Below are 21,780 nucleotides of genomic sequence, written 5' to 3' on the forward strand. Positions count from 1 at the left end.
CGGATTGAAAACCCGCTGGCAGGGATAATCACCTCCCATGGCTGAATTTCGCGTCATCGACCCACGCGGGCGGGTCGTCGCGACGAAGAATTTTGCCAGCGCGGAGTCCGCACACGCGTGGTTCATCGCCTCGATCGGCGGCGACACCGAGCTCGGCTGGCGCATGCAGGTCAACGACGACGGCCAGTGGGCCAACTTCGACGACACCCAGGGGTTCACCGCCCCGGTGAGCCACCGCCCCCAGAAGCGCTGATCCGGTTACGGTCCGACGACGAAGCAGCGGCCGCCGCCGCTGCTGAACAACACCTCTTGAACCACCGACGGCGCGACGGTGGGGAATCCGAACCGATGCACCTGTTGGTCGGCGGCGATGTCGGCATCCTGCGACTCGGTGGTGCCGTCCTTCTTGCGTACGAGCGCGGTGACCTTGTCCGGCTTGGGCGGGCTTTGCGGGTCGCGGAAGTACCACACCTCGATCCCGGTGCCCGAGGAATCACCGCGCCACCCGTCCGCGTAGTAGCACGCCGGATTTCCCTCGGCGTCCGGCGGTGGTGGCCGGCAAATCGACAGCCCGACGCAGTCCGGCGCGCTGGTGGTCGTGGGCGTGGGCGTGCTGGACGAGGCGATGGGGCTGGGGGGCGGCGACGGCTTCGCCGCACTTGAACTGGATGCGGCGGGCGCCGCAGCGTGCTGCGACCCGCAGGCCACGAGGCCGGCCGACGCCATGGCGAGGACGGCGACCAACCGCGGAATCGGGACCCACATCAGTGGCATACCTCGCACGCGATGCCGTCGCCGTCACGATCCAGGCCGGACCGGTAACCCGGCTGTCCACGGTAGATCGGGGCCACGCCGTCGGCGCACGCCGCCTTGCAGTTCGGGTAGTAAACGCTGGCGCCCGTCGTCGGCGCGGGTGAGGTCGTCGTCGATGGGGCGGCCTGGGCCGCGGGTGGCCCCGCAATCCCCACGACGATTGCTCCGCCGATGAGCAATCCACGAAGCATGTTGGCGAGCCTCCTGTTAGCGAAGCGGCGTTGGTTGCTGACGAATAATGAGCTAACACCGTGACGCGGTCACCGGGCAAGGGCCGAGCCCACGTAGGCTCCGCTCATGCACGTCGATGCGATGACGGTCCCGCAGCCGCTGCACCAGATCGGCGACCTGGCCCGGCGAACGCAAGCCGCCGGTTTCTCCGGTCTGTTGTTCACCGAGACGGGCCGCACGGCCTACCTCAACGCGGCCGTGGCGTCCCAGGCCGCGCCCGGCCTCGAGTTGTCCACCGGCGTGGCCGTCGCCTTCCCGCGCAGCCCCTTCGTCACGGCCGCCACGGCCTGGGAGCTTCAGGAGGCGACCGGCGGGAACTTCCGCCTGGGTCTGGGCACCCAGGTGCGCACCCACGTCGTCCGGCGCTACGGGGTGGCATTCGAGCGGCCCGGACCGCGCCTGCGCGACTACCTGTTCGCGGTCAAGGCTTGTTTCGCGGCGTTCCGCTCCGGGACGCTGGATCACCACGGCGACTTCTACGACCTCGACTTCATCACTCCGCAGTGGAGCCCGGGTCCGATCGACGCGCCCGACCCGAAAGTCGATATCGCAGCGGTCAATCCGTGGATGCTGCGGATGGCCGGCGAGGTCGCCGACGGGGTGCACGTGCACCCGATCGGCGAGCCGGGATACATCGCCCGCCACGTCTTGCCGAACGTCGCCGACGGGGCGGCGAAGGCGGGACGGTCGCCGGCCGACATCGCGGTGATCGTGCCGGTGATGACCATCGTCGGTGACACCGACGAGGAGCGCGACAAGCAACGAGAAGGCGTGCGCGCCAGCATGGCTTTCTACGGCAGCACCCCCAATTACGCGTTCATCTGGGATCAGGCCGGGTTCGAGGGCACGACCGCCCGGATCCGCGAGAGGCAGAAGGCCGGTGACTTCGCGGGCATGGCCGCCCAGGTCAGCGACGACCACATCGCCGCCTTCGCCACCGAGTCGACGTGGGACGGACTCGCCGACGCGCTGATCGAGAAGTACGCCGAAAAGGCCACGCGCCTGGTGCTTTACAACGCCGTGGGTGATCCGGAGCGGTTCGAGCGGTACGGCGAGGTGGCCCGCCGCATACAACAAGGGCGTCAGTGACTGAGCTGTATCGCCTTGACCACCAACAGGAGTGCGCCGACGATCAGGTAGGCGCGTAGCGCGATCATGCCGAGTCGGGTGCCCGGTGACCAGGTGACCGGCTCGAGCAGCGTCAGGGGCGGCATCCGCCAGGTGTTGCGGTCGACGCCGCGCGCGGGCAGCCGTGGCGCGGGCGCCGCGGGTTGACGACGGGCCATCCAGCGCAGCACCGGCACCGCCGCGGCGGCGAGTACCGCCAGGGCCAGGGCGAGGTAGCCGGCCACCGCCACGACGTTGAGATCGCGGAACAGCGTGGTGGCCATCAGGATTCCCGACAGCAGCAGCAGCGTGCCGACGATCAACCCGGCGACCCAGTTGAGCCAGGGGCGATTGACCCACGGGCCCAACACTTCCCGGTCGTTGCACAGCAGCAGTAGGAAGACGCTGGCGCTGGGCAGCAGTAGGCCGGCGAGGGCTTGCACGGCGGTGGTGATCAGCCCGAGCGGCGCGCCGGGAATCAGCACGATGGCCGCGGCCACTACCACCATGGCGGTGTAGGACAGGTAGAACTGCTTGGCGTCGGCGAATCCGCGGTGCAGGGAGTGCTTCAGGCCGAACACGTCACCGAAGGCGTAACTGGTGGCCAGGGTTACCGCGGCGGCCCCGATGATCGAGGCGTCCATCAGCACGATCGCGAAGATCCAGCCCAGCGTCCCGCGGTGCTCGCCGAGCAGGTGTGCGGTGGCACCGGCGTCGGTGAAGCCGCCGACGGTGTTGGTGGAGCGTGCCGCCCATTCACCGGTCATCACCAGCGCCGCGGCACCGATGACCACGACGAAGGCACCCAGCACGGTGTCGGCGCGCTCGTACCCGATGAAGCGCGGGGTGATGCGCTTGTCGACGACGTTGGACTGCTGGAAGAACAGCTGCCAGGGCGCCACGGTGGTGCCGACGATGGCGATGATGAGCAGCACCGCATCCGAGCTCACCCCGCCCGAAATGCTGGGTATCACGAACGATTTGGCGGCCTGACGCCACTGGGGGTGGGACATCAGCAGCATCGGGATCTGCAGCAGCGTCACGGCGATGAAAATGAACATGGCGCGCTCCCAGCGGCGGAAGCTCCCGCTCGCCATGATCGCGACCAGCGCCACCGCCGAGACCGGCACCACAACGTATTTGGAGACGCCGATGAATTCGGCGGCCAGGCTGATGCCGATGAATTCGGTGACGATCGTCAGGAAGTTGAGCAGGAACAGGTCGCCGACCGAGAACCAGCCCCAGCCGCGGCCGAAGCGTTCGTTGATCAGCCGCGCGTGCCCGACGCCGGTGACCGCGCCGAGCCGCACCACCATCTCCTGGTTGACGATCAGGACGGGTATCAACAGCAGCAGCACCCACAGCAGGGAGTAGCCGTAGTTCTGTCCGGCCTGGGCGTAGGTGGCGACGCCGCCGGCGTCGTTGTCGCCGACCATCACGATGATTCCGGGACCGACGATCGCGAGCAGGGTCAGCAACCGCGTCTTCCAGGTGCGGCCGTGCTCGGTTTCGCCGACGCTGATGCGACCGAACGCGCCCTCGATGTCACCGAGGTGCGCGGCGTCCAGCACCGCGCTGGGCCGGTGAATCTCTTCGCGACCGGTCGTCACAGCGCATTACCTCCCGGCACGCGCGCGCTCTGGTCACCGGGAATCTCGCGCACGGGACGCGGCGCGGGCTCTCGCCGGCGCCAATCCTCCGGGATGGTCGCCTCGAGCACGTCGTCGACGGTGACCACCCCGAGCACGCGATCCTGGTCGTCGACCACCGGGATGGAGTAGAGGTTGAAGTCGGCCATCAACAGCGCGACATCGGTCAGGTCGGCGTCCGGCGTGACCCGCACCGGATCGGAATCCATCAGCCGCGCAAGGGTTTCACCGGCCGGGGCCTGCAACAAGGTGATGACCGAGACGACACCGTCGAGCCGTCTGTCCTCGTCGATCACATGCACTTTGATCAGCGCCTCCGGCTGTATGGTGCCGGCGGACGCGATCAGCGCCAGCGCTTCGGCCGCCGTGGTGGCGGCCGCGCACGAGACGAAGTCGACGTTCATCAGGCCGCCGGCGCTCTCGGGGTTGAAGCCCATCAGGGTGATGACCTTGGTGCGCTGCGGGCCCGGCATCAACTCCAGCACGCGCCGGCGCCGCGACTGGCGCAGGTCGGCGATCGCGTCGGCGGCGTCGTCGGCCCGCATCCGGCCCAGCAGCGCGGCGACCTCGTTGTCGGGCATGCCGTCGAGGAGCCGGCTGGCCTTGTCCGGCTCCAGCTCTTCGAACACGTCGGCTTCCAGTTCGGGGTCGCTGCGCACGCGGTCGAGGATCTCGCCGCCCTCGGCCTTGTCCGCCTCCTCGAGAAGGTCGGCGATCTCGGCGGCCTTGAACTCGCCGAAGCGGTCCGACAGGCGCCGCACGGCGTCCGAGCGGGCGTCGCCGATCAGCGGCTCGAACGCCTTCCAATCGCGGGCCGCGTGCCCGCCCGACTGCCTGATCAGTCCGAACAACCGCGGTGGCCGTCGGGTGTCCACGCGCGTCAGCATCCATCCGGCGCCGGTGTCTTCCAGTTCCACGTCGTAGGCGCGGATCAGCTCGACATTGGCCACATCGATCAGCCGGTGGCCCAACACGTCGGCGCGCAGCAGCACCTCACCTTCACGGCGCTCGAAGCCGCGAAGGTCAACCTTGTTCTTGGTCAACAGGACTCGGTCCGCGGCGTACTCGTCGATCGATTTGTCACCGATGAACACCCGCCGCCCGCCGACCCCGGCCACGATCCCGGTGACAAGGGGGTACTCGTCGGCGCCCCGCAGCCGCACGATCACGTCCTCGACACGGCCCACCGTTTCCCCGGCGCGGGCCAGCACCGGCGCACGCAGCAGCTGCGAGAGGTGGATCACCGGCCGTCCGCCGCCGCGTTCGGCCGCCTTCTCCGATGCGCCCATGCGTTTCCTCCTCGACACCCCGCCGCCGACCATCCGAGCAGACTGCACGAAACCGCGTCGCGACGCCGGGTGCAGCTACGGCTTACCGCCAGGATCGTTGGTGGCGCAAGTGTCGTCGCTTGACCGGGTTCGGCCGCAAGATCGTACGCCAGGGGCGCGGCGAGCAGCTACCGCCGATGGATGAACGGCGGGCGGCCATTGAGGTCCTATTGCTTGCCGATCTTCCCGGCGATCTGGTTGGCGATGTTGATGCCGAGATCTCCCGCGTCCTTGCGGCATGCGTCCACGTCGACGACGACGTTGCTGCGAACGGTCAACGCCCGCTGACACGGGACGGTCAAATTCACTCCGTTACGGCTGAAGCTCAGCGTTACGGTCGTGCTCAGCACCCCGTTGGCGTTGGTGACCGGTCCGACCTTCCACTGGAGTTCGGGATGGGCGCCGTCGGCGGGCACGGTTTCCAAGCGGTTGGCGCAGGCGGGCCATTGCTGCGATGAGGTGGTGAAAAACGCGTTCGCCTGGTCGGGCGCGGGGAACAACACGACAAACTGGTACACGTCAGGGCTTTCCAGGTCATCCGCGCCCGGGGGAGTGGGTGCAAGGTCGTGGTAGCCGTAAACCGCCGTGTACCCGCTGTCCGCATAAACGGGTGCCAGGGCCGCGTGGAGGGCGTACTTGCATTCGGCGGGAAGCGTGTAGTCGCTGCGCTTGGCTGTGTCTTCTTCCAGCGCGGTCTTCGGTGGGTCGCTGGTGGTGCCGGTGACCCCCAGCATCGTGTCGATATCGCTAGGGCTGAGCATGAGGTCGGGCAGCTGGGCCTTGATGAGGGGCGTCTTAGCCACAGCCGTGGTGCTGCTGGTGGTCGACGACGCGGCGCTCCCGCCATCGTGGCTGCAGCCGGCGAGCAGTATTCCGGCGGCGGCTATGGCGACTGAAGCTGTCAGCTGGCGCATGTCGAATGCCTTTCCTGCCTAGGCAAGCCTTTTCGCGCACCCCCAGCGCGTCCCCTATTCAGAAGTCGGTCCGATGCAGCGTACGTCAGCGGCCGGGTGTCGCGAGGGGGTTCGGCGCCAAGCGATATGTTCGCGGTGTGACCGCAGTTGACTTCACCTCGGTAGCGCCGATCGTCCCGGTACGGAATCTCGACGTCGCCCTGGATCGCTATCGACGACTCGGCTTCGCTGCACGCGCATACGACGGACCGGATCGCTACGGGTTCGTCGACCGTGGATCCGTATCCATCCACCTGACGGAGTGGGACGAGCACGACCCGTTGCGAACCGGTGCAAGCGTGTACCTCTACGTCAGCGATGCCGACGTCCTCCATGCGGAGTGGGCTGCACTGGAAGACCTCGAGGGCCGCCTGCTCCCACCGCAGGACACTCCCTACGGTCTGCGCGAATTCGCCTATGTCGATCCGGACGGCACGGCGCACCGGGTCGGCTCGCGCATCTGATCAAGCTGATATTGCGGGCTTTTCGCCGGTCGGCGGGGCCCCGGCGGCCTGGCTGTGGGCGAGTGCCACGGTCGCGGCCGCCATCACCGCAACCGACAAGCCCAGTGCCACCAGGCCGATGTCGTTGGTGCGCAGCGTCTCACCGAGCACGGTGACGCCGAGCACCGATCCGACGACGGGCTCGGCGACGGTCACGGCCGGAAGCGACGCGGTGAGCGGACCGGCCCGAAACGCGGACTGCTCCCAGGCCGTCGCCGCGATGGCCACCACCACCCACACGTACACCTCGGGCAGGCGCAGCAGCGCGGGGATGCCGCGGTCCAGCTGGTCGACCACACCCTTGGTCAGTACCGAAAACAATCCCCACAGCGAGCCCGACATCAGACCCAGCAGCAGCGCGCCAACGGTGCCGGGGAACATGCGCGCGCCGATCACGCACAGGATCAGCGCCGGACCCATGACCAATGCCACGATGCTCCAGGTATGCACAGACCCGCGCGGCGTTCCCTCCTGGGGGTCGCCGACCGTCACGACCACCGCGACCGCCGCGGCCAGCAGCACGGCCCAAATGCCTTGCCGCGGCGTGATTCTCCGGTGATTGGTCCGCGCGCTGATCAGCAACGCGAACAGCAACGACGTCACCAACAGCGCCTGCACCAGCACCACCGAGCCCAGGTCAAGCGCCGCTGCCTGCAAGCCGAACCCGGCGGCGGCCACCAGGCTGCCTGTCCACCATTGCCGATCGCGCAGGAGCTGGCGGAACAGAGCGATGGTTCCGACCGGCTTGTCGGTGACCTGTTGGGCGGATCGCTGCTGGATGACGTCTCCGAAACCCACCATCAGGGCGGACGCGACCGCGAGGAGCGCCGCGATATCCGTCTTGCCCAAGCGGACCTCCTGTGTAACCGGGGTTGCGACCCTAGACTTCTGGACGGTACGCGACACGGCGTTTCGAGGGGATGCACGCCATGAACGACACGAACTCCCGGATCGGCGTGCTGGCCACCGAGGCAATCGATCTGCTCATCGCCGCCGTCGACCAGGTTTCCCCGGAGCGCTGGGATCAGTCGTCCAACCTCGAGGGCTGGAGCCTGCGCGAGCTGGTCGGGCACGTCACGGGCAGCGCGGCGAAAGTGGTGACCCTGGTCGAGGACGGTGAGCTCTGGGACCGCCCGTCGCAGCCTGCCGACTGGATATGCGATGACCCGAGCCAGCGGCTGCGCGAGCTGGCGGCGCGGCTGCGGGCCGGGTTGCCCGGCGCCGACCTCGACGGACCGCGGAGGTCGCCCGAAGGTGAGGTTCCGTTGCGGCGGGCGCTGACGTATCCGGTGTCCGACCTGGCCATGCACGCCTGGGACATCCAACGGTCGCAAGGGCGGCTGATCGAGCTGCCCGCGGACCTGCTGGGGCTGTGCCGCGGGTTGGTGGAGTCGCTGCCCGAGCACCTGTTGCGGCGGCCGGGCGGCTTCGGGCCGGCCCAGCCCGCACCGGATGACGCGACGCCGACCGCGCGGCTGATGGCTTTCCTGGGGCGCTCGGTCGACATCGGTGGCTGAGTCCGCCTGCGGCACAGGCGTTTTGCGGAGCGTCCCGTGGTCGGGCCAGTCGCAGAGGCAGCACCAGCCCCCGCGCCGGGAGACACACAGGTTGCCCGCCTCGGAGCGACAACGCGGGCGATGAGGCCGCCGCCCAGCCCAACGAACGCATTGTCGCTGAGAGGCGGGCACGCCGGGCATCCCCGCCCCCAGCGACGGCTGTGGCGCATGTGACGAAGATGGGTGCCCTCAGCTGTTGCGGCTGATCTTGAGTGCGGTGGTGATCATGGGGATCTGCAGGGGCAACCGGGCCAGGGCGACGATCCGCATCGGCCAGGGCTTGTCCCACCACAGCCGGCACATGTTGACGTTGGCCGGAAACACGCCGACGAACAACACGGCGGCCGCGAGCGCGGCCAGTCGCCGCGTGCGTCGTGGCAGCAACGCCGCTCCGATGCCCACCTCGGCCACTCCGGACGCATAGGTGTAGAAGCGGGCGCTGCCCGGGAGCTCGGCCGGGACGATCGTGTCGAACGGCTTGGGCGCCACGAAGTGCAGCGTCCCCACGCCCAGGAGCATCGCCGCGACGCGATACGCGGTGAGCTCGGTGGTGTCACGCACGGCGACTGGCCTGGTTGTCATCGACCCATTGTGTCCTGTCACGCGCGGTCGGTATCGGGATGGCGGAAACTCAGGCCGTTTACTATTGGCCATACGGTATTTGTTACGATTCGCGTCATCTGCTGACACCCGCGCTGCCGACCGCAGCCAGACCGTTCGAGGTTGAGAACATGGCCAAACCCGTCATTGTCGGAGCGGTTCGGACGGCGATCGGCCGCTCCTTCAAGGGCACGCTCGTCAACACGCCACCCGAGACGCTGATCACCACGGTGCTTCCGGAGGTCGTGCGCCGCTCCGGCGTCGACCCGTCCGCCATCGACGACATCATCTTCGCTGAATCCCATTACGGGGGCGGGGATTTGGCGAGGTATGCCGCCACCGCCACGGGGATGGAGGACATTCCCGGCCAGTCGGTGAACCGGCACTGTGCGGGCAGCCTGACCGCCATCGGCAACGCGGCGGCGCAGATCGGTTCCGGGATGGAACGCGTGCTGATCGCCGGCGGCGTGCAGTCGTTGTCGATGACGCCGCTGACCAACTGGCGGATCCCCGGCCCGGAGCTCAAGTTCGAGGAGCGCTGGATGCCGCCGACGCACGTCGAAACGCCGGACGCGCCCGCCAAGGACATGTCGATCACCGTGGGCTGGAACACCGCCCAGGCGGTCGGGATCACGCGCGAAGAGATGGACGCCTGGGCGGCCCGCTCACATCAGCGCGCCATCGCGGCCATGGACGCGGGCAAGTTCGTCGATGAGATCATCCCGCTGAAGGTCACCCAGTTCGACGGTTCGGTCACCGAGTTCTCCGTGGACGAGCATCCCCGCCGAGACACCACCGTCGAAAAGCTCGCCGCGCTCAAAGTGCTGCACCCCGAGATCGAGGGGTTCTCGATCACGGCCGGCAACAGCAGCGGCACCAACGACGCCGCCGCGGCGGTGGCTCTCGTGGACCGCGACTACGCCGCGGCCGAAAACCTCAATGTCATGGGCGCGGTCCGGGCGTGGGCGGCCGCGGGCGTCGCCCCCCGCGACACCGGGCTGGGGGCCGTCAAGGTCATCGGCAAAGTGCTGCAGCGGGCCGGGCTGTCGGTCGACGACGTCGCGCTGTGGGAGATCAACGAGGCGTTCGCCTCGGTGCCGATCGCGGCGTGCCGCGAGTACGGCATCGACGAGGAGAAGGTGAACTTCTCCGGCAGCGGCTGCAGCCTCGGCCACCCCATCGCGGCCTCGGGCGCGCGCATGGTGACCACGCTGGTCTACGAGCTGGCCCGCCGTGGCGGCGGCATCGGCGTCGCGGCCATGTGCGCGGGTGGTGGCCAGGGCGGCGCCGTGGTGATCGAGGTCTAGCGGCGATCGCGAGCGCGGCGGAGCCGGGCGATGGGGGCACCTCCCGCTTGCGGGGGACGGGTCGCCGCCGTCGGGTCAGCGGCGATCGCGAGCGCGGCGGAGCCGGGCGAAGCGGGTCGCCGCCGTCGGGTCAGCGGCGATCGCGAGCGCGGCGGAGCCGGGCGATGGGGGCACCTCCCGCTTGCGGGTGAAGCGGGTCGCCGCCGTCGGGTCAGCGGCGATCGCGAGCGCGGCGATCAGTTGCAGTACGTGTAGCCGATGAATTGCGTTCCGCGCGTGTCGCCGCTCGAGTAGTTGGCGAAGTGCACCGCCGGTTCCCCGTTGTACTGGGTGTTCATCTTCTGCACGGTCGGCGGGGGAACACCTTTGGGAAAGGCCAGGATCATGTCGGCGAAGATGTTCAAGCCGACCTGGCAGATGGCCTCGCGCCGCGGCGGCTGTGGATTCCACGCGTGGACGATTACGGGTTCGGTGAGTTGATACCCGGCCGCGCAATTCGGATCGCAGACCTTGAACACGGCCGTGCCACTGCCGTCGGCGCCCTGTTGGCCCCACGAACTCCACGACATGTCTTGCAGCGCAACGGCGACGCTCGCGCAGCCCAGCACGTTGAGCCGCTTAGGCCGTTCGACGGGCGGAACGGACAGGTTGTAGCAGCCCGGGATCGCGAAGCTCTGCGGCGGTGCCGGCTGGGCGGTGGGTGGCTTGACGCCCTGGTCACCCTGGGTCAGCTTCAGCACCACGAAGGTGAGGATGCCGCCCAGCGCGACCGCCGAGACGATCCCGATCACAACCAGACGCCCCCGCGTAATGCGCCCCAGCCGACCCAACAAAGGAACGTTGCCCCCGCTCACGATCAACAGATTACGGCCGGAACATTCCGCGAGGGGTGGTGCCCGCCGGCGCCGCGATGGCAGGGTAAAGTTGGTCAACACTGCCAACTTAAGGATTGTGATGGCCTTGCAGCTGACGGATGACCACGAACTGGCCGCGCGGTTGGCCACCGAGGCCGGACGGCTGTTGCTCACGGTCCGGGAAGAGTTCGCAGACGCGGAAGCAGGCGAGCGGAAAGCCGCGGGCGACAAGCGATCCCATGACTTTCTGATCGAGGCGCTAGCGGGCGAGCGGCCCGAGGACGCGGTGCTGTCCGAGGAGGGCGCCGACGACCCGGTCCGGCTGCGCTCGGAGCGGGTGTGGATTGTCGATCCGCTTGACGGGACGCGGGAATTCTCCGAGCTCGGGCGCGACGACTGGGCGGTCCACGTCGCGCTGTGGGAGGCCGGTGAGCTCGTCGCCGGGGCGGTGGCGCTGCCGGCGCAGGGGATCACCCTGGCCACCCCCGAGGTGGCCTGGCCCCCCGCCGCGCCGGGCAAGCCGCGCATCGTGGTGTCGCGCACCCGGCCCCCGGCCGTTGCGCTGGCCGTCCGCGACGCGCTGGACGGGGTGCTGGTCGAAATGGGTTCTGCCGGAGCCAAAGTGGCATCGATCGTCCAGGGCTTGTCGGATGTGTACGTGCACGCCGGCGGCCAATTCGAATGGGACTCGGCCGCGCCGGTGGCCGTGGCAAGAGCGGCCGGCCTGCATACCTCCCGCATCGACGGGTCCGCCCTCGCCTACAACCGGTCGGACCCGAAATTGCCTGATTTGGTGGTCTGCCGGCCCGAGTTGGCGGAAGCCGTGCTGGCCGTCACGGGCTGATCGTCGCACCGGTCAGGTCGAGGGCGATGTCGACGAGCATGTCCTCCTGGCCCGCGAGCAGAGTGGTCATGCGGGGCGTCGTGCGGCTCGTCAGTACCCGCTGACGCCGTCAGCGCAGCGCTTGCTGCCAGGACAGAATGCGTTCGGCCAGTTCGGGTCCGGAGTCTTCCTGGATGAAATGACTGGCGTTGATGCGGGCGTGCGGCTGGCCCGCGGCGCCGGGGATGTGCTTGATGAGGGGACGGTCAGCTTTGCCGAGGATCGGATCGCGGGCCCCGAAAATGGCGAGGCAGGGTTTCTCCCATTGGCCCAGGGCCTTCCACGCGGCCCTGTTGGCGGGGATCGCCGGATCGTCCGGTGAGGTCGGCACCAACTGCGGGAAGGCCCGGGCACCGGCCTGATACGTCTTGTCGGGAAACGGCGCGTCATACCCAGCCCTGACCCTGGCGGAAACCCGGCGCACGGTCCCCACCGCAACGATGCGGCCCGCGGGCAACACGGGGGAGTAGCGCGCGAACGCGCGCCAGGCGTAGAAGGCGGGCGGGGTGGGTCGCTCCGCGGTCGGCAGGAAGCCGTTGGCCACCACGAGCCGTGCGATGCGGTCACCCTGTTCGGCGGCGATGCGCAGCCCGATCAGCGATCCCCAGTCCTGCACGAACAGCGTCACGTCCTTGAGGTTCAGCCGTTCGAACCACGACGTCACCCATTCGACGTGCCGTTGATAGGTGTAATCCTCGATCCGGCCGGGCTTGTCGGAGCGGCCGAAACCGATCAGGTCGGGCGCGAGCACGCGGTTCCCGGCGTCGGCCAGCGGCTGGATCATCGTCCGGTACAGGTAGCTCCAGGTGGGCTCCCCGTGCAGCAGCACGATCGGCGGCCCGTCGGCGGGGCCCTCGTCCAGAAAGTGCATGCGCAGCGTCTGGGTGTCGCTTGCCGCGACGTCAACGTAGTTCGCTACGAACGGATAGCCCTCCAGGTTTTCGAATCGGGAGTCCGGGGTTCGTAGCACATGCATATTCAGCTCCTCCGGTGGGCGGGCGCCTCTGCAAGCCTCTCGCGACAACGCGAGTTCGTCTAGTGGGAGATTTCATTGGGCTAGACGTCGTGTGGACATTAAACTGGCTTGTTCATGGCGATTCGGCGCGCGGTCCTCGTCATCGCGGACATCAGCGGTTACACCCACTACATGCAATGGAACCGAACGCACCTAGCCCATGCGCAGTTGACGGTGGCGGGCCTGCTGGAGTCGGTGATCGACGCAGGCAGGGGGCTGAAGCTGGCGAAGCTCGAGGGTGACGCCGCCTTCTTCTGGGCGCCCGACGGCGACGCCAAAGTGCTGGTGTGTGACCGGCTGTCCCGGATGCGGGAGGCGTTCATCGCGCGGCGCGAGCGCTTCAAGAAGGACCTCGCCTGCGAGTGCGCGAGTTGCGCGCAGTTGGATAACCTCTCGCTGAAATTCGTGGTCCATCAGGGTGAGGTGGCCGAACAACGGGTGAAGCGCCACGTGGAGCTCGCCGGCTTCGACGTCATCCTGGTGCATCGCATGCTGAAAAACATGGTCCCCGTGGTCGAATACGTGCTGATGACCGATTCCGTCGCGGCCTGCCTCGACGAATCGGTGCGCTCCCAGTGCAAACCGCTGACCCACATCTTCGACGACATCGGGGAGACGCCGACGCACTACATCGACCTCGCGACCTCGCAGGTTTCCCTCGCACAGCCCGAGTCCGGCTTTCTTCGGCGGTTCGGGGCGACGATGAAACTCGAGCTGAGCTCGCTGCCGTTCGTGCTTGGCTTGAAGGAGCCCGCCGAGGGCTTCCGCAACCTGGGCCGCGGCGCCGAGGAGATCCCCGCCTAGCGGGCGTCGGCGAGCGCCCGGCCCATCCGCGACACGGCCTCGGTCAGGATGGCCCGCGAGGTCGCGAAGTTCAATCGGACATGGCCGGCGCCGCCGGTTCCGAAGACGTGGCCGGAACTGAGCGCCACCCGAGCGTGGTCGAGGAACCACCGGGCGGCCCCGGACAGGTCGGCGACCACCGCCAGACCCGCGGCGGATTCTTCGACGAATCCGAGCTTCCGGCAATCCAGCCAGGCGAGGTAAGTCCCTTGCGGCCATTGGCATTTCACGCCCGGGAGGTGCTGGGTGACCAGATCGCCGAGCAGCGTTCGGTTTTCATCCAGGCCGCGCAGCAGTGCGTCGAGCCAATCGTCGCCGGTTCGGAACGCTTCGGCGTGGGCGATGACGCCGAAGTGGCTCGGCCCGTGGCTGACCTCCTCGGGCATCCGGTGCAGGTCCGCGACCGCCTCCGGTCCGGCGATGGCCAGCGCCGCCTTGAGGCCGGACAGGTTCCAGGCCTTGGAGGCGGACATCAGGGCGAAGGCGTTCTCGGCTCCGGGCACCGTCAGGAATGGGGTGAACCGGGCGCCGGGCAAGACGACGGGCGAGTGAATCTCGTCCGACACCACCCGGACATCGAACCGGCGGGCCAGCTCGGCGACCGCGCCGAGTTCCTCGGCCGTGTGCACCGTCCCGGTGGGGTTGTGCGGATTGCACAACAGGTACGCCGCCCTGCCGCCCCCCGCGCGGGCGCGCGCGAAGGCTTCCGCCAACACGTCCAGATCGATCCGGCCCCCGGCGCCCAGCGGCGCCTCGACGATCCTGCGGCCGTCGTGCGACACGAACGCGTAGAACGGCGCATACACCGGCGGGTTGACGATGACGGCATCGCCACGGCCCGTGACCAAGCGCAGCACCTCGACGGCACCGAGCATGACGTCCGGGACGATCGCCGTGCGGCCAACCTCCAGGTCGTGCCATTGCCAACGGCGCGAGGCGAATTCGCTGACCGCTTCGGCGAACGCGGTGCCGCATGGGTATCCGGTGTCACCGATGTCGATGGCCCGCCGCAGGGCGTCGGCCACCGTCGGGGCGAGGTTGACGTCCATCTCGGCGACCCACAGCGGCAGGACGTCGTCCGGGTGCGCGCGCCACTTCATGCTGGTGCGCTCCCGGAGCTGTGGCAGCGTGAGTTCCTCGAGTGGGTTAAACGTCACTCGGGCAGACTAAGTGGCGAACGCGTGCTTTGGAATCGTGAGGGGCAGGTCGACCGAACTCAGCAGCCCGGGTTCTGCGGCAACGACATACGGCACGGCGTTGACCACGCGCATGGCGGTGGCGACCATGGCGCCGGCGCCCGACGTCATCCCCGCCACCCCGGCCTTGCGCGGGTCTTTGAGCGTCGCCGCCAAGGTGCAATCGATGTCGGGGTCGCCGCTGATCAGCACCCGATAGGACAGGTCCCCGATGCCGGTCGGCCAGTCCGGGGCGACGTCGTGGGCCAGCCGGGTGACGTGCTCGATGACGATGGCCTCGCGGCCGTCGACCACGCCGATCGCCCGCATGCGCAGCGCGCCACAGGTCCCCGCCTCGACGGTGCCCATGGCGACCTCCAGCGTCCGGTCGGTGACCGCGCGGTCGAAATATTCGCGGACCTCCTGCACCTCGACGCCGAGTGCGTCGGCGACCAACCGGATCTGTCCCTGCCATTCGCCGGCGATCGCCCCCGGAAACCCGATCCACGGCTGGTAGTCGAGCGGCCGGCCGAAACCCAATGCGTCGCTCATGATGTCGGGGACGCCGTAGTCGTCGTACAGACCGATCTCGAATGCGTGGATCTTCTCGATGGACGACGACTGGGTGGACAACACCAGCGGCAGGTAGTCGGCGGCGAAGCCGGGTTCGATCCCCGACGCGTACAGCGAAACCTGGCCGTGCTTGGCCGCGGCCACCAGCTGGTCGCGCCATTCCGCGGGTTCGTAGGCGTGCGGGTTGACCAGCCGCGTGGTGCTGGTCGTGACGACGTTGATGCCGGCCTCGAGTAGCCGGACGTAGTCGGGGATGGCCAGCGCGTCGCGCTCCGGGCCGCTGGCGGCGTAGATGACGCAATCGGGCTTCAGCGCGATCAGTGCGTCCGCGTCCGTGGTGGCGGCCAGACCGATCGGCTCGCCGTTGGCGAGTTCGCCGGCGTCCTTGCCGTCCTTCTCCGGCGAGTGCACCCACACACCGACCAAGTCCAGGTTTGGGCGACGCTGAATGGTCCGGATGGCGATCGACCCGATGCCGCCCGTCGCCCACACCACCACGCGGTGAGCCGTCATGCCGTCCTCCTCGTGGCGGGTGTGTGGTGAAAGCTGAGGCGGCCGTTGCCCTTACGCCAGCGGCCGGCTGCTATCGCTCAACGTTCGATTCGGAAGTTAACAGCGCGGGGCCGCGCGGTCAAGGGTTTAAGAGAGCGCACACTATCTTAAAGAACAAATCTTAGGTTACGCTGCCCCGGCCTACTCAGTTCGGTGGGCATCGCGGTCATGCTCCGCTTTACGCCTTCGACTAGACGTGTAACGTACGTCGCAACGGATTCGGCCAGCGAGGAGTTTGCCGTGTACACACTGCGCTTCGATATGCGTGCCCCGTCGTGGGGGGCTCCACCCGCCGCGCTGTACGCCGCGGTGCCCGAAATGTGTGCCTGGGCCGAGGAACACGGTGCTCTGGCCGCTGTCCTGTGCGAGCACCACGGCTCGGAGGACGGCTATTTGCCGTCGCCGCTGATGCTGGCGCCGGCCATCGCGGCGCGCACCGAGCGGTTGCCGATGAACCTGATCCTGATTCTGCCGTTCTACGACCCGGTGCGGTTGGCCGAGGACATGACGGTCCTCGACCTCGTCAGCGGCGGTCGCGCGTCGTACACGCTTGCCCTCGGGTACCGGCCCGAGGAGTTCGAGCACTTCGGGCTGGAAATCCGCAAGCGCGGCCGGCTCGCGGACGAAAAGCTGGGACTGTTGCGCCGGCTGCTCGCGGGCGAAACGGTTGACGACGGCGGCCGCCGGATCGCGGTGACACCGGCGCCACTCACCGAGGGCGGTCCGTCGATGATGTGGGGCGGGGGAACGTTGGCCGCCGCGCGTCGGGCCGGCAGGTACGGACTGGGCATGCTCGGCAACGCCAACGCCCCGGGCATGCAGGAGGCCTACGAGGAGGCGTGCCGCGAACACGGCCATACACCGGGGCCGACGATGTTTCCCAGCCGCGACACCCCTTCGGTGGTGTTCGTCGCCGACGACGTGGACCAGGCGTGGAAGGAGATCGGCGATCACCTGTTGCACGACGTGCGCACCTACGCCGCCTGGAATCCAGGGGACGAGACGACGGCCGGTTTCTCCCACGTGGACACCGTCGACCAGCTGCGCGAGACGGGGAAGTCGCACGTGATTATCTCTGTGCCAGAAGCTGTTTCGCGAGTCCGTGCCGGGCAGGTGCTCAACCTGTCGCCGCTGTGCGGCGGGCTGCCGCCCGAGATCGCGTGGCAGTATCTGAAGCGCGTGGGCGACGTCGTGCTTCCCGAGGCGCTTGGCTGACTTCCCCGAGCCGGATCCGAACGTCGAGTTGTTGAGCCGAATTCGCGCATTTCGGCCCGACAACCCCATGCTGGGCGCGCGGATTTCTATGCGGGTTGGTTCGGCACGCCCGGGAACAGCTGTTCCGTCGGCCCCGCGGTCACCCACCCGCCCAGCTTCGTCACCAGGTGCGGCGCGAAAACCGCGCCGTAGAGCAGGTTGCCGATGACGATCACGGCGGCGACGGACAGCAGCGAAGATGCGAGGCGGCTCTTCGACCGGTTGGCGGCCCACATCTCGATGACGTTGCGTCCCTGCGAGTCGGTGCGGCCGAGCAGATAGGTGAAGACCATCATCTGGATCGCCATCGCGAGGGAGTCGTAGAGCGGGTACTGATGCACGGTCCCCTCGCGGATGGCCAGCCCCGGAATCACCCTGCCGTAATAGAACACGCCGAGCTTGGCGCCCAGGAACCCGTTGAAGAAGAGCGCCCAGCAGAAGCCGACGATCAGTCCCACCACCAAAAGGGTTGGCGGCCTTCGCCACCCAAACCGCGCGCTCAGCCACCGCCCGAGCGCCGTGCCCGTCACAGCCGGCAGCACGAAGTAGGAGATGTAGCCGACCGGAACGAACAGGGGCAGCCCGCCCCACGTCACGTTCAGCGGCCACCAGGATGGCATGCGCGGGATGGCCGGCGGGAACTGCGCGTACATCGCCCAGTCGTATGGCGCCTCGATCCACGAGAACGAGATCGCCGAGATGCACAGCAGCAGGAGCGGGTGCAGGCGGCGCCGGCGAACGCTCAAGAACACGCCGAGCGCGGTGAACGTGATGCCGCCGACGAGGGCGAAGTCGCTGGCCGCCTGCATCACGGGCGTCATCTGGGAGCTCACCGGTCGTTCCCCGGGGTCCGGCGTGCCTGCGGGTCGAAGCGCAGCACCAGCCCGAAGATCAGGGCGATCAACCCGAACAACGTGCCCAGCATGATCACGGCGCCCACGCTCGCACCCCTTTCAACGCTCGACTCTTTAGATAGTGCACACTATCCTAAAGGCAGTCAACCACCCGGACAGGAGCGACGATCGTGCCCCAGCGGCCACCCACGAAGCGCGGCGCGTCGGCCGCGGCGTCGCGCCGGCCCCGCGGCGCACCGCGGGGGTTGCTGCTCGACGCGGCGCGGGCCCGCTTCGCCCGCCAGGACTACCGAAGCACGACGACGCGTGAAATCGCCCAGGCCGCAGGGGTTACCGAGCACCTGCTGTTTCGGCACTTCGGTTCGAAGGCGGCGCTGTTCCGGGAGGCGCTCGTCCTGCCCTTCACCACCTTCGTCGACGAGTTCGGCAAGACCTGGCAGTCGGTGGTCCCGGAGGAGACCGACGAGAAGGAGTTGGCGCGGCACTTCGTCGGGCAGCTCTACGACGTGTTCGTCGAACACCAGGGCCTGCTGTTGACGCTGATGGCCTCGGAGGCGCTGAGTGAGGAGGAGAAGGCCGACGCCGGCATCGCGGAGATCAGGCAGGCGATCCGGGCGCTCGGTCAGATCAGCGCCGAGGGCATGCACCTGCGGGGCCTGCGGTCCGACCATCCCGACCTGCCCGCCCACTCGACCGTCGCGATGATCGCCGGCATGGCCGCGTTGCGGTCCACCTATTTCGGCGCCAGGCCGCCGTCGCGAGAGGTGATCGTCGAAGAACTGGTTCAGGCAATCCTGCACGGCTTCCTGCACCGAAACGACTGAGCGAAGGGATTCCAGAATGTCAGGCACCAGCGTGGTCGACTTGTACTACGACCCGTTCGATTCCGACATCGACGACAACCCGTACCCGGTGTGGAAGCGCATGCGCGACGAAGCGCCGCTCTACTACAACGAGAAATACAACTTCTACGCGCTGAGCCGCTACGAGGACGTGGCGCGCGAACTGCCGAACTGGCAAACGTACCGCTCCGGTCGCGGAACCACGGCCGACATCCTGTTCGCCAATATCGAAGTGCCCCCGGGAATTCTGTTGTTCGAGGATCCGCCGCTGCACGACCTGCACCGCCGCCTGCTGTCGCGGGTGTTCACGCCGCGGCGCATGCTGGCCGTCGAGGACCTGGTGCGCGGATTCTGTGTGCGGGAGCTGGATCCGCTGGTCGGCGCCGGCGGCTTCGATTTCATCGCCGACCTCGGGGCGATGATGCCGATGCGGACGATCGGGTACCTGCTGGGCATCCCCGAACAGGACCAGGAGAAGATTCGCGATCGCGGCGGGGCGTACATCGAGTTGTCTGACGAGCGCGACCCCGCCGCGGTGAATGCGAAGCTTTTCGAGGAGAGCATCGCCCTGTTCGCCGAGTACATCGAGTGGCGCGCCGATCACCCGTCCGACGATCTGATGACCGATCTGCTGCGGGCCGAGGTCGACGAGCCCGACGGCACGCGGCGGCCGTTGTCGCGAACCGAGGTGCTGGCCTACACGGCCATGATCGCCGGCGCGGGGAACGAGACGACCGCGCGGCTGATCGGCTACATGGGGCAGCTGCTGTCGGATCATCCGGATCAGCGCCGCGAACTGGTGGCGAACCCGGCGCTGATTCCCGGCGCGGTCGAGGAGACCCTGCGCTACGAACCGCCGTCGCCGGTGCAGGCCCGGTACGTCGCCCGGGACGCCGAACTCTACGGCACCGTCGTGCCCGAAGGCTCATACATGTTGCTGCTCAACGGTTCCGCCAACCGCGACGATCGCCACTTCGACGACCCGGATCGCTACGACATCCACCGCCAGGGCGCCCACCTGAGCTTCGGGCAGGGCCTGCACTTCTGCCTGGGCTCTGCGCTGGCCCGGATGGAAGGCCGGGTAGCTCTCGAAGAGGTCCTCAAGCGCTGGCCCGACTGGGAGGTCGACTACGCCAACGCCCAGCGGGCGCACACCGCGAGTGTGCGCGGCTGGGCGCGGCTGCCCGTCGTCACGGGCTGAAGCGCTGGTCTCTCCGGTGCGAGTGCGCGGCCAGCCGCACACTCGAGCTCGAACGTGCGGCTAGGCGCACACTCGGGGGGCGAAGTTAAGCGCTTTGGTCGATCAGCACCGCGCCGTCGGGCTCGTTGCCGAGCGTCTGCAGCGGGATGTCCCCGCCCCGGGCGGTGAGACGGACGATCTCGGCGAGCGGGCCGGGGGCGTCGCATTGCAGGTAGTGGTCGGCGCCGGGCACCACCCAGTAGCGGTTGCGGCCGGGCTTGGTCTTCAGATACGTCTGCCACACATGGTTGGGAACGCGCAGCGGCGCGACGCTATCGTGCAACCCCCATACCACGGTGGTGTTGATCGGGCTCTTGGAAAGCGCTTCCAGCCAACCGGTTTCGTCAGCGGCGCGCTCGTTGAGGTATTGAATGGTGTCGGGCAGCACGCGGATTCCGTCGTTGTGGGCGAAGCACTTCGCCAACGCGGCGATCTCGGGGTCGTCCAGCGTTCGCCGCGGCATGAAGGTGCTGGCGCCCATTCCGGCGGCCAGCATGTCCGGCGTCGTCGCCGCCGCGGTTTGCCGCCCGGTCGCGGGATCGAGCAACGCGGTCTGGAAGACGGTGAGGTTCGACAGCGGCAGGTAGATGTTGGCATTCGTCACGATGAGGTCGACCGGTACGGCCGGCGGATCGAGGGCCGCCAGCATCTCCACGGCGATCATGCCGACGCTGCTGCCGCGGTCATGGGTGAGCATGCGGTAGTCGGTGAGGTTCCACACCTGGGTGATCGCGTACACGAGCAGACGCGCGTCGTCGTAGAGCGAATACGCGTACGGCTCAGCCGGTTTGTCGGACAGGCCGTAGCCCGGGAAGTCCAGCAGGTAGATGTCGAACTCCGAGCCCAGCTCGCGCGCCAGCGCGAAGAAGTCGATGCTCGACGTTGGGAAGCCGTGCACGAGCACCAGCGCGGGCGCGCCGGGTGTGCCGCAACGGCGGCTGAACACCGCGACCTCGTGCCCGTCGTTGGCGGCGGTGGTCGACCGCCAGCGCAGCTCCGTGCCGCCGCTTTGCCACTCCGCGAAGATGTCCAAGCTGCCAGCATCGCAGAGGCGGTCGCGGTAGACAACCACTCCGCTTGCGGAAGGGGACGAAGACCGGGTCCGCCGCGCCGCGCTCACGGGCAGGTCACGTGCACCCCGAAAGTCACCGGGCGCGTGCCGCTTTGGCCCGGGGTCGACGCCTCGCCGGTCCCGGTGATCGTGTAACTCTTGCCCTGCTTGGTCGCCTGGACCTGGGTTGCCGACTTGGTGGCCTGATAGGGGAGTTGGTACTGGCCGCCGGACAGCGTGAGCGACAGCGCGAATCCGTCGACCATGGGCGGGTTCTCGTCCGAGACGGCCAGCGAGACCGACGCCGTGTCGTCGTGCACGCCGATCCGGGTGGTGAGATCCCCCGATTCCGGGGGAGACGCGTTCGGTTGCGCCGCCGAACTGCTGCATTCGACCCGCGCGGTCATCGTGTGCTTGTTCCCGTCGATCATGACGGTCGTGGTGACCGCAGCGGGAGTCGAACTCGGGGTCGGTGCGGGATGGCTTTCCTTGCCGGAACAGCCGGACATCCCGGCCGCCAGCGCGATTCCGGCGGCCACGTAGACGTACCGATTCGTCATCTCACCTCCTTTGCAGCCAGGACTATAGGGCCTCTTC

At 68.2% G+C, this 21,780-nt stretch carries 24 protein-coding genes; 10 read left to right on the top strand and 14 right to left on the bottom strand.

The annotated features are described in order from the left end of the window. The first annotated feature begins 37 nt into the window (after positions 1-37). Positions 38-253, top strand: a complete 216-nt coding sequence (locus A9X05_RS14120; protein ID WP_067782078.1) for a hypothetical protein — start codon at positions 38-40, stop codon at positions 251-253. Positions 254-258: 5 nt separating this feature from the next. Here A9X05_RS14120 and A9X05_RS14125 read toward each other — a convergent pair whose 3' ends face one another. Next, positions 259-774, bottom strand: a complete 516-nt coding sequence (locus A9X05_RS14125; RefSeq protein WP_231978371.1) for a hypothetical protein — start codon at positions 772-774, stop codon at positions 259-261. Next, a complete protein-coding gene (locus A9X05_RS32710; protein ID WP_067782083.1) occupies positions 765-1,004 on the bottom strand; it encodes an excalibur calcium-binding domain-containing protein in 240 nt (79 codons plus the stop codon). Before A9X05_RS32710 ends, A9X05_RS14125 begins: the two co-directional genes overlap by 10 nt. Before the next feature lie 106 nt (positions 1,005-1,110). Between A9X05_RS32710 and A9X05_RS14135 the strand changes: the two genes are divergently transcribed. Next, on the top strand, positions 1,111-2,133 hold the full coding sequence (locus A9X05_RS14135) for a TIGR03617 family F420-dependent LLM class oxidoreductase (protein ID WP_067782086.1): 1,023 nt from the start codon (positions 1,111-1,113) through the stop codon (positions 2,131-2,133). Here A9X05_RS14135 and A9X05_RS14140 read toward each other — a convergent pair. The 3 genes from A9X05_RS14140 to A9X05_RS14150 all read right to left on the bottom strand — a co-directional run bounded on the left by A9X05_RS14140 (position 2,127) and on the right by A9X05_RS14150 (position 6,042). Beyond that, complete coding sequence (locus tag A9X05_RS14140) at positions 2,127-3,761, bottom strand: Nramp family divalent metal transporter (RefSeq protein ID WP_067748267.1); 1,635 nt, start codon at positions 3,759-3,761, stop codon at positions 2,127-2,129. The two genes, A9X05_RS14135 and A9X05_RS14140, sit on opposite strands and share 7 nt — an antisense overlap. Then, complete coding sequence (locus A9X05_RS14145; protein ID WP_067782089.1) at positions 3,758-5,089, bottom strand: CBS domain-containing protein; 1,332 nt, start codon at positions 5,087-5,089, stop codon at positions 3,758-3,760. The genes A9X05_RS14140 and A9X05_RS14145 overlap by 4 nt, the downstream gene beginning before the upstream one ends. Positions 5,090-5,295: 206 nt before the next feature. After that, positions 5,296-6,042, bottom strand: coding sequence for a sensor domain-containing protein (locus A9X05_RS14150; RefSeq protein ID WP_067782092.1), 747 nt, complete (start codon positions 6,040-6,042; stop codon positions 5,296-5,298). 137 nt (positions 6,043-6,179) lie between these two features. On the opposite strand from A9X05_RS14150, the gene A9X05_RS14155 reads away from it, so the two are divergent. Then, a complete protein-coding gene (locus tag A9X05_RS14155) occupies positions 6,180-6,545 on the top strand; it encodes a VOC family protein (protein ID WP_067782096.1) in 366 nt (121 codons plus the stop codon). On the opposite strand, the gene A9X05_RS14160 is transcribed toward A9X05_RS14155, so the two are convergent. Then, positions 6,546-7,433, bottom strand: coding sequence for a DMT family transporter (locus A9X05_RS14160; protein WP_067782098.1), 888 nt, complete (start codon positions 7,431-7,433; stop codon positions 6,546-6,548). Positions 7,434-7,513: 80 nt separating this feature from the next. On the opposite strand from A9X05_RS14160, the gene A9X05_RS14165 reads away from it, so the two are divergent. Further along, a complete protein-coding gene (locus tag A9X05_RS14165) occupies positions 7,514-8,101 on the top strand; it encodes a TIGR03086 family metal-binding protein (protein ID WP_067782172.1) in 588 nt (195 codons plus the stop codon). A 228-nt stretch (positions 8,102-8,329) separates the two neighbouring features. Here A9X05_RS14165 and A9X05_RS14170 read toward each other — a convergent pair whose 3' ends face one another. Continuing rightward, entirely contained in the window at positions 8,330-8,722 is a 393-nt protein-coding gene (locus A9X05_RS14170; protein WP_067751424.1) for a hypothetical protein, read from the bottom strand. Between the two features lie 149 nt (positions 8,723-8,871). On the opposite strand from A9X05_RS14170, the gene A9X05_RS14175 reads away from it, so the two are divergent. Continuing rightward, on the top strand, positions 8,872-10,047 hold the full coding sequence (locus A9X05_RS14175) for a thiolase family protein (protein ID WP_067751442.1): 1,176 nt from the start codon (positions 8,872-8,874) through the stop codon (positions 10,045-10,047). Positions 10,048-10,283: 236 nt separating this feature from the next. Here the strand turns inward: A9X05_RS14175 and A9X05_RS14180 are convergent, their stop codons facing one another. Further along, positions 10,284-10,838: a hypothetical protein gene (locus A9X05_RS14180; RefSeq protein ID WP_082950371.1), complete on the bottom strand. Its 555-nt coding sequence runs from the start codon at positions 10,836-10,838 to the stop codon at positions 10,284-10,286. 163 nt (positions 10,839-11,001) lie between these two features. Here A9X05_RS14180 and A9X05_RS14185 point away from each other — a divergent pair, with 163 nt between their 5' ends. After that, a complete protein-coding gene (locus A9X05_RS14185) occupies positions 11,002-11,745 on the top strand; it encodes a 3'(2'),5'-bisphosphate nucleotidase CysQ (protein ID WP_067782103.1) in 744 nt (247 codons plus the stop codon). Positions 11,746-11,854: 109 nt separating this feature from the next. Here A9X05_RS14185 and A9X05_RS14190 read toward each other — a convergent pair whose 3' ends face one another. Next, positions 11,855-12,760, bottom strand: a complete 906-nt coding sequence (locus A9X05_RS14190; protein ID WP_067782106.1) for a haloalkane dehalogenase — start codon at positions 12,758-12,760, stop codon at positions 11,855-11,857. A gap of 114 nt (positions 12,761-12,874) precedes the next feature. Here A9X05_RS14190 and A9X05_RS14195 point away from each other — a divergent pair, with 114 nt between their 5' ends. Continuing rightward, positions 12,875-13,603 carry a DUF2652 domain-containing protein gene (locus A9X05_RS14195; RefSeq protein WP_067782178.1) on the top strand — a complete coding sequence of 243 codons (729 nt, stop codon included), beginning with the start codon at positions 12,875-12,877 and terminating at the stop codon, positions 13,601-13,603. Here the strand turns inward: A9X05_RS14195 and A9X05_RS14200 are convergent. Both A9X05_RS14200 and A9X05_RS14205 read right to left on the bottom strand, forming a co-directional pair. Further along, positions 13,600-14,799, bottom strand: a complete 1,200-nt coding sequence (locus A9X05_RS14200; RefSeq protein ID WP_067782107.1) for a MalY/PatB family protein — start codon at positions 14,797-14,799, stop codon at positions 13,600-13,602. The two genes, A9X05_RS14195 and A9X05_RS14200, sit on opposite strands and share 4 nt — an antisense overlap. A 9-nt stretch (positions 14,800-14,808) precedes the next feature. Continuing rightward, positions 14,809-15,903 carry a dihydrodipicolinate reductase gene (locus tag A9X05_RS14205; protein WP_067782108.1) on the bottom strand — a complete coding sequence of 365 codons (1,095 nt, stop codon included), beginning with the start codon at positions 15,901-15,903 and terminating at the stop codon, positions 14,809-14,811. Between the two features lie 279 nt (positions 15,904-16,182). On the opposite strand from A9X05_RS14205, the gene A9X05_RS14210 reads away from it, so the two are divergent. After that, positions 16,183-17,157, top strand: coding sequence for an LLM class flavin-dependent oxidoreductase (locus A9X05_RS14210; protein WP_067782111.1), 975 nt, complete (start codon positions 16,183-16,185; stop codon positions 17,155-17,157). Between the two features lie 86 nt (positions 17,158-17,243). Here A9X05_RS14210 and A9X05_RS14215 read toward each other — a convergent pair whose 3' ends face one another. Then, on the bottom strand, positions 17,244-18,029 hold the full coding sequence (locus A9X05_RS14215; protein ID WP_067782114.1) for a spirocyclase AveC family protein: 786 nt from the start codon (positions 18,027-18,029) through the stop codon (positions 17,244-17,246). A gap of 191 nt (positions 18,030-18,220) precedes the next feature. Here A9X05_RS14215 and A9X05_RS14220 point away from each other — a divergent pair, with 191 nt between their 5' ends. Together A9X05_RS14220 and A9X05_RS14225 are read left to right on the top strand one after the other, a co-directional pair. Further along, complete coding sequence (locus A9X05_RS14220; RefSeq protein WP_067751394.1) at positions 18,221-18,874, top strand: TetR/AcrR family transcriptional regulator; 654 nt, start codon at positions 18,221-18,223, stop codon at positions 18,872-18,874. Positions 18,875-18,890: 16 nt separating this feature from the next. Further along, positions 18,891-20,093: a cytochrome P450 gene (locus tag A9X05_RS14225; protein WP_067751391.1), complete on the top strand. Its 1,203-nt coding sequence runs from the start codon at positions 18,891-18,893 to the stop codon at positions 20,091-20,093. 85 nt (positions 20,094-20,178) lie between these two features. On the opposite strand, the gene A9X05_RS14230 is transcribed toward A9X05_RS14225, so the two are convergent. Together A9X05_RS14230 and A9X05_RS14235 are read right to left on the bottom strand one after the other, a co-directional pair. Then, the gene (locus tag A9X05_RS14230; protein WP_067782181.1) at positions 20,179-21,165 is read right to left on the bottom strand and encodes an alpha/beta fold hydrolase; all 987 of its coding nucleotides are present in this window, start codon (positions 21,163-21,165) and stop codon (positions 20,179-20,181) included. Between the two features lie 83 nt (positions 21,166-21,248). Next, positions 21,249-21,743, bottom strand: a complete 495-nt coding sequence (locus A9X05_RS14235) for a lipoprotein LpqH (RefSeq protein ID WP_067782118.1) — start codon at positions 21,741-21,743, stop codon at positions 21,249-21,251. Between the last annotated feature and the right edge of the window lie 37 nt (positions 21,744-21,780).

The sequence above is a fragment of the Mycobacterium sp. E3298 genome (assembly GCF_001666895.1).
Classification (GTDB): domain Bacteria; phylum Actinomycetota; class Actinomycetes; order Mycobacteriales; family Mycobacteriaceae; genus Mycobacterium.